The sequence below is a fragment of the Lachnospira hominis (ex Hitch et al. 2025) genome (assembly GCF_040096395.1).
In the GTDB taxonomy this organism is placed as follows: Bacteria; Bacillota; Clostridia; order Lachnospirales; family Lachnospiraceae; genus Lachnospira; species Lachnospira hominis.
In genome coordinates, this window is the sequence record NZ_JBBMES010000054.1 from 1 (window position 1) to 1,644 (window position 1,644).

Genomic DNA, 1,644 nt, shown 5'->3' on the forward strand with positions numbered 1-1,644 from the left:
AAGGAGACTAACTATTAAAAGTCAAGCCCTAAAATGATATTTTTTGAATAAAGTACAGAAATGTATTTTTAGATATATTTTGAACTCAGTTAGAGTTCTTTGAACATTGAAAACTGCATGACAAAAAAAGCATCGTTATAGGTGCTCAAAAAAAACAGTATTGAATTAGAAAGACTTAAGAGGCTTTGATGTATTGCTGATTTGTTTTTTCCAGATGATAAATTACTCGAATCAGCTTTTTTACAGCATGTGATATGGCAACATTGTAATGCTTGCCTTCTGCTCGTTTTTTAGCAAGATAAGCTGTAAATGTTGGATCCCAGTGGCAGACATACTTAGCTGCATTGTACAGAGCATATCGAAGGTATCTGGAACCACGTTTTTCCATATGTGCGTAAGCACCATACAGATGTCCAGATTGATATGTAGATGGCGAAAAACCGGCATAAGCTAAGATTTTATCAGGAGAATCAAAACGGCTGAAATCACCAATCTCAGCAATAATCATTGCACCCATGCGATAGTTGATACCTGGAATACTGAGAATTGGAGAATTAATTTCATCCATGATGATTTTGATTTCATTTTCGATTTCATCAATCTCTGAATCAAGTTCCTTAATCAACTTGATGGTGTGCTTCAGCTCCAGTGACTTTGCAGGCATATTTGAGCCGATAGAAGTTCTGGCAGCGTCTCTAAATGTAATGGCAGTATCTTTACTATATCGACCTTTAGAAGCTTCTGAAAGAAGATTTGTAAGTCTGGTAAGATGAGCGTTAGCAACTTGTTTAGCACCGGGAAATTCGGAAAGCAATGCATAAACAGATGCCATATGAAGTGTTGGAACAAGTTTTTCTAATTCAGGAAATAAGATACAGATCAGTCTTGAAACGGAAGACTTTAGCTTGGCACGTTCTTTTACTTTATCAAAACGATAACGAGTTAATGACTTTAGTTCTTCATTGTGATAAGATATGTCTGAGTAGGACTTTAAGTTCACATCAGACATTAGAATAGAAGCAATCGTGCGGGCATCTACTTTATCCGTTTTCGTCTGTCTAAGGCTTAGACTTTTTCTGTATAGATTTGTATGTAACGGATTGATAACATAGGTGGGCAAACCTTTATCAATGAGATATCCTAAAAGATTGTAACTGTAGTGTCCTGTGGCTTCCAGCCCTACTTTTACTTTAGTTATATCTTTCATAACGGTTTCAATCTTTTGATAAAGATCATTGAAACCATCTAGGTTATTGGTGATGGTAAAAGCTTTAAATAACACTTCTCCATCAGAGTTGGTGATAAAGCAATCATGCTTATCCTTAGCGACATCAATTCCAACGTAAATCATAAAAATCTCCTTATGAATGTATTTGATACTGTTTTAGAACCACAGGTGCTCCTTGCGATTGTAACCTCGTTCTAAATAAACCGTCATGCGGTATCTAACTGATTAACAAATGAACAAAGAGACTATGGTTGGAGCCTCCTTAAAACCATCGGGTGGTAGGTGATTACAACCAATCCACAGTATCTTATATATCATAGTCGAACCTACAGAAGAGGTAAAGAAGAGACTATGATTTAACAGTTATTAAGACCTTGGAGATGGTCTCTAAAAACTACTACTATATAATACGAGGT

The 1,644-nt window shown here is 35.9% G+C and carries 1 protein-coding gene; it reads right to left on the reverse strand.

Annotated features, from left to right (window positions below; genetic code table 11):
- Positions 1 to 175 precede the first annotated feature (175 nt).
- On the reverse strand, positions 176 to 1,351 hold the full coding sequence (locus WMO38_RS14995; protein WP_178069685.1) for an IS110 family RNA-guided transposase: 1,176 nt from the start codon (positions 1,349 to 1,351) through the stop codon (positions 176 to 178).
- Positions 1,352 to 1,644: the final 293 nt, after the last annotated feature.